Raw genomic sequence first — 5,243 nt, forward strand, 5'->3', positions numbered from 1 at the left:
TCTGCCATAATTCTGAGCTAGCTTTTCTCACATTACTTTCAGAGCAATCAAATTCTTTGGCAATAACTTCATAAGTCTGCTTTTCTATAGTTACTCTGAGTATAGCTTTTTGTAGTTTATTTAGATGTTTGCCCGTTTTCGAGAAAACTATTTGATCGACTGTTTCTAAGGCTTTTTGTAAGTCCATAGGGTCACGAGGTATTGGCTTTCTGATATTATCGCTTACATTAAGTAACATTCTAGTACATTTTTCACATTTTTCCACAAAATTAGATAAATTTGAGTCAGAACAAGAGTAACAAACTTTAAACATTTTGGACTAGGCAAAACCTTGATTTGTAGGTAACAATGAAAAGCAATTTTAGAGAATAAGTCTTAGACTATTACCGTTTAATCTTCTCTAAAGCTCTCTTGGACAACATTTAAAGTCCAATTAATAATCATATCATTTTGGAGATGTCTATTATGTCTGATAATTTCAAAGAAGAACTAGCTAAAGAAGCAACAAAGACCGCTGTGAAGACTGCAACTGGACTTGTAGTAGGCGCAGCTACACTTGGAACTATCGGGTTCGTGGTTGCAGGTCCAGCAGGAGCAGTTGTTGGTGCCAAGATGGGAGCTGCAAATGGTGCATCTCTTGGTGTTGGTGCCTAGATTGTAGGTTAGGTTGCGCTGTCACTTAACCCAACAAAAACCTCTATAATACATCTATTATGTTGGGTTTCGTTCCTCAACCCAACCTACATGAGATCTTGTAGGGTGCGTTAATGAAATGTAACGCACCACCCTTGATTTTGGGTACATTACGCTGGCGCTAACACACTCTACTGGACTATATTATGTTGGGTTTCGTTTCTCCTCCCAACCTACATGAGCGATCGCTCCTATACAAGATTTTCTAACTAAGTGTTTGTACTGCCGAACTACCTATAATATTAGTATCAACCGTGGCTAATGTTAACCCATAGTAAATAGCTGTAGCAACAATAAATCTGTCTGCGGGATCTTTATGAGGTAGTACAACCTGACGACTTAAAATAGCAATAGCATGATTCATTTGAGCTTCACGAGTTTCTAAACTCTGTAAAGCTAAATTAATCCATGTAACAGGATCGGGTTGCATAGATATCCGTCTTTTTTCTGCAAGGATGAGTGCTTCCCAAACACTAATTGGACTCAACCAAAGTTCGTTATTAGAATCGGCGATCGCTCTCTGAAGTTGGAGCGATAAACGTGCATCGTCAAGTAAATACCAAACCCAAATATGAGTATCAAGTAGAATTTTCATTCCAATTTCATTCCAATACTTCCCAAGGTTCGTTAACAGGAGCTACTAGATCCTCTAATATTTCACCAGTTCCTTTCATTACGCCACAGGGAGCGCGTTTAGTCTCGGTAACAGCCGGATAAATAATCACTAATGGTTTTCCTTCATGGATAACAGTTAGTGGTGTTTTTGTGCGTTCGACTTCTATAAATAGAGTCTGTAAACTTTCGGGTAATTCATCCGTAGTAATTTTTGCCATTTTTAAGTAAGTTCTCCTATAGCTTTGTAGTGTAAATTTTACCGAAAAATGGTGGTTTAAAGCCTCCCGTTTTAAGGGGATAATAAAGAAAAATTTTCATTATTAGTCAATCCTATCCGTTTTCAAGGAGAGGTAATTATTAATTATTAATTATTAATTGTTGAACAGGTATCTTTACCTTTCAAGCTGCTATACTGCATCATAGCAATATTCTCATCTAAGTCCGAGGAGTGTTGAGTGTAAACACTATTAAGTTTTTCGGTAATCTCTTCCGGCAAAGATTCGTTAAAATCCTCTGGCACGACAAATTTTCCTCTATCCTGCCCCCAACTAGCTAGTCGGTTAGATGAGGGAGAAATGGGAACCAATTTCGCGATCGCCACCCCTTGATTTAAAATAATAATTTCTTCTCCAGGTTTGATACCAGATAATAACTCCGAGAGATTGATTTTGAAGTCGTTAGGTAAGTTTTCTATCTGAAGTGTAGCCATTTTTGTTTCTGAATCACTTTTATATTACATTACCAGTTTAACTTAACTTAGGATATTTTAGAGATTGTAGGTTGGGTTAAGCGGCAGCGCAACCCAACAAAAACCTACACTATATGTATATTATATTGGGTTTATCCTACGGATAAGCTCCGCTAACGTTCCTCAACCCAACCTACATCTGGGGGGTTGTGAATTGAAACATTCTCATCATCAACGTTGAAAAATTTGTAGTAGTCTAGTAGGGTGCGTTAATGAAATGTAACGCACCACCATCATGTTGATTTTCGGTGTGTTACGCTGTCGCTAACACACCCTACTGGAAGTCTTCTTTCTTGCAATTAATCCAACTCTTCCTCCCCAATGTCATTAATGGGAACAGGTACAGCTAGAGGCGATCGCAAATCCTCTACCATTTCTTGTATTTCAAAAGGTGGAGGAGGTGTCATCCGAGATACTACCAAAGTCACAATAAAATTCAGCACCATACCTACAGTGCCAATACCTTCAGGAGAAACGTTGAAAAACCATGTTGGCATTCCGGCAAATTTGACACCAATAATATAGATAGTAGTAAACAATAAACCCACTACCATACCAGCGATCGCTCCTTCCCGGTTAGTGCGTTTGTCAAACACTCCTAAAATGATCGCCGGGAAAAAACTTGCAGCAGCTAAACCAAAAGCAAAAGCTACCACCTGAGCAACAAACCCTGGTGGGTTGACCCCAAAGTAACCAGCAATGGCAATAGCAAACCCTACCATGACTCGACCTACCATTAACCGTCGTGACTCTGATGCTCCTGGATCGATCATTCTGTAGTAAACATCATGGGCAATGGAACTGGAAATCACCAATAACAAACCAGATGCAGTAGACAAAGCAGCAGCTAACCCCCCTGCTGCCACTAACGCAATTACCCAAGGAGCAAGTTTAGCTACTTCTGGGGTAGACAAAACAATAATATCCCGGTCAATCTTAATTTCATTCGTCTCTTTATCTGGGGTTAGTTGAAAGCGACCGTCATTATTTTGATCGGTGAATTCTAACAAACCCGTCTTTTCCCACTTTGTCGCCCAGTCTAACTGTTGCACTTCCTCCACAGTTTTGTTGTGCAAACTCTCAATTAAGTTGTATCGGGCAAAAGTAGCTAAGGCAGGAGCAGTTGTATACAAGATAGCAATAAACAATAATGCCCAACCCGCAGAATATCTCGCTGCCCTTACATCAGGTACCGTGTAGAAGCGAACAATAACATGGGGTAAACCAGCAGTTCCCACCATCAGCGCAATAGTAATAAACAAAACATCCAGCATGGTTTTGTTAGTAAAGGCAGCGCTGTATTCTTGGAAACCCAAGTCTACCTGAACCTGATTGAGTTTTTCGACAATATCGCTGAAAGTAAAGGCAAATTGAGGAATGGGTATACCTGTAATAACTGTCGCAATGGCAATAGCTGGAATCAGATAAGCAACAATGAGTACAGTATATTGGGCAACCTGAGTCCAAGTGATGCCTTTCATTCCTCCTAAAATGGCAAAGAAGGCAACAATAATCATCCCAATGACAACGCCAGTGCCAATATCAACTTGCAAAAACCGACTAAAAACAATACCGACACCCCGCATTTGCCCAGCAACGTAAGTCATGGATACGAAGATGGCAGCAATAACTGCAACGATGCGGGCAATATTGGAATAGTAGCGATCGCCTACAAAGTCGGGTACTGTATATTTACCAAACTTCCGCAGGTATGGAGCTAGCAGTAGTGCCAATAGCACATAACCGCCAGTCCATCCCATCAAATAAATGGAGCCATCATAACCCAAAAAAGAAATTAATCCCGCCATTGAAATAAATGAGGCTGCAGACATCCAGTCAGCACCAGTAGCAGCACCATTAGCAATGGCAGGTACACCTTGGTCTGCGACGAAAAAGCCTTTACTATCTTTGACTCGCGATCGCCATCCAATGTAAAGATAACCCATAAAGGAAATGATGACTAGTATAAATGTCCAAGCTTCTGCAGTCATTTAGTCTCTCCTGTCAGAATTATATTTTTTATCGAGTTTATCCATTTGAATGGCATAGATGAAAATTAGGATGACAAACACATAAATAGAGCCTTGTTGTGCCATCCAAAAACCGAAAGGAACGCCAAAAAATTGAATATTATTTAAGGGTTGGACTAATAGAATGCTCATAACAATTGAAACTGTAGCCCAAACTATTAGCAAGTTTCTGATTAATGCTGTGTTGGCACGCCAGTATGCTTGACGTTTTTCTTCATTCATTTTTTAAGTTGTTGATTGATTATGGATATTTTGAACAAATTTTAGGGACAAAAGCCGATTAATTCACTCTAAACATGGCCTTTTTTCTATGAATTAGGTAACTGAGATTAATTCCAAAACTGCTGTCATTAAAGCATTATTTAGTATTCATTGGAAGTGTTATATAAAAATTAACAATTAGCCCTCAGTTTTTGTATTTTTCTCCACTTTTATAGTTACTTTTTATTCTCTAATTATTTAGGCATTTTATCAACAACTGCGCTGAGGAGTTATAGCAGAAGTAGTATGAAATACGAAAAATCATATTTAGTTGTTAATAAATAATTAGGGGTTGCCGATATAATATCAAAGTATTGACAGATAAAGCTTGTAGCATTTTTTAGTCTAAAAAAGTGTCGGCTTTTCGGTGCAAAGAGCTGCATAAAGCTAGTATTTTGGGCTGACTATGGTAGAAAAATCATTCTTACAATTATTTACTCCTACATCCTCGCTCATTCCTATTTCTCCTGACTCCTACTCTCACCCATAAGACTTTTGAGCGCAAACCCTAATTAAATAATCTACGGATGTATAGCTTTTAGGATTTTTTTATAATTAATTAAGCAGACATAATATGAAGAGGTTTTCATTAATGGATAATGAATAATGGATAATTACAAGAAGGTTAAAACCGTTACAGAATTGAATTGAGCAGAAATCTTATTTCTTTTTTTTTCTCCTTGCTCATGAGAGGCTTTAAACCGAATGAATTAATTAGGGTTTGCTTATGGAAGTCTTTTTGCTAAGGTAGGGAGTAGAGTAGGGAGTAGCTAAGAGTCAAGACTTGGGGGGAGTTGTAGAGGAGGTAGTAGGAAAAATTATCCTTTGCCAACTCTGCCCCACTATAGAACCCCTAAACGGATCTATATAAGCATCTCCTCCACGCATAGGGAGTA

7 protein-coding genes are annotated in these 5,243 nt (G+C 38.6%); 1 reads left to right on the top strand and 6 read right to left on the bottom strand.

Annotated elements, in window-relative coordinates; genetic code table 11:
* The coding region (locus tag AC3DU7_RS24310) for a helix-turn-helix domain-containing protein (protein WP_488041875.1) at window positions 1-238 on the bottom strand (238 nt) is incomplete at its 3' end.
* A 278-nt stretch (window positions 239-516) separates the two neighbouring features.
* On the opposite strand from AC3DU7_RS24310, the gene AC3DU7_RS24315 reads away from it, so the two are divergent.
* A complete protein-coding gene (locus tag AC3DU7_RS24315; RefSeq protein ID WP_488041876.1) occupies window positions 517-654 on the top strand; it encodes a hypothetical protein in 138 nt (45 codons plus the stop codon).
* Between the two features lie 244 nt (window positions 655-898).
* Here AC3DU7_RS24315 and AC3DU7_RS24320 read toward each other — a convergent pair whose 3' ends face one another.
* The 5 genes from AC3DU7_RS24320 to AC3DU7_RS24340 all read right to left on the bottom strand — a co-directional run bounded on the left by AC3DU7_RS24320 (window position 899) and on the right by AC3DU7_RS24340 (window position 4,308).
* Window positions 899-1,288, bottom strand: a complete 390-nt coding sequence (locus AC3DU7_RS24320; protein ID WP_488041877.1) for a type II toxin-antitoxin system VapC family toxin — start codon at window positions 1,286-1,288, stop codon at window positions 899-901.
* 7 nt (window positions 1,289-1,295) lie between these two features.
* Window positions 1,296-1,526, bottom strand: coding sequence for a type II toxin-antitoxin system Phd/YefM family antitoxin (locus AC3DU7_RS24325; protein WP_488041878.1), 231 nt, complete (start codon window positions 1,524-1,526; stop codon window positions 1,296-1,298).
* Window positions 1,527-1,672: 146 nt separating this feature from the next.
* On the bottom strand, window positions 1,673-2,017 hold the full coding sequence (locus AC3DU7_RS24330; protein ID WP_488041879.1) for a type II toxin-antitoxin system Phd/YefM family antitoxin: 345 nt from the start codon (window positions 2,015-2,017) through the stop codon (window positions 1,673-1,675).
* Between the two features lie 338 nt (window positions 2,018-2,355).
* Window positions 2,356-4,047, bottom strand: coding sequence for a sodium:solute symporter family protein (locus AC3DU7_RS24335; RefSeq protein ID WP_488041880.1), 1,692 nt, complete (start codon window positions 4,045-4,047; stop codon window positions 2,356-2,358).
* Entirely contained in the window at window positions 4,048-4,308 is a 261-nt protein-coding gene (locus AC3DU7_RS24340; RefSeq protein WP_488041881.1) for a DUF4212 domain-containing protein, read from the bottom strand.
* Between the last annotated feature and the right edge of the window lie 935 nt (window positions 4,309-5,243).

The organism is Okeania sp. (genome assembly GCF_983059655.1).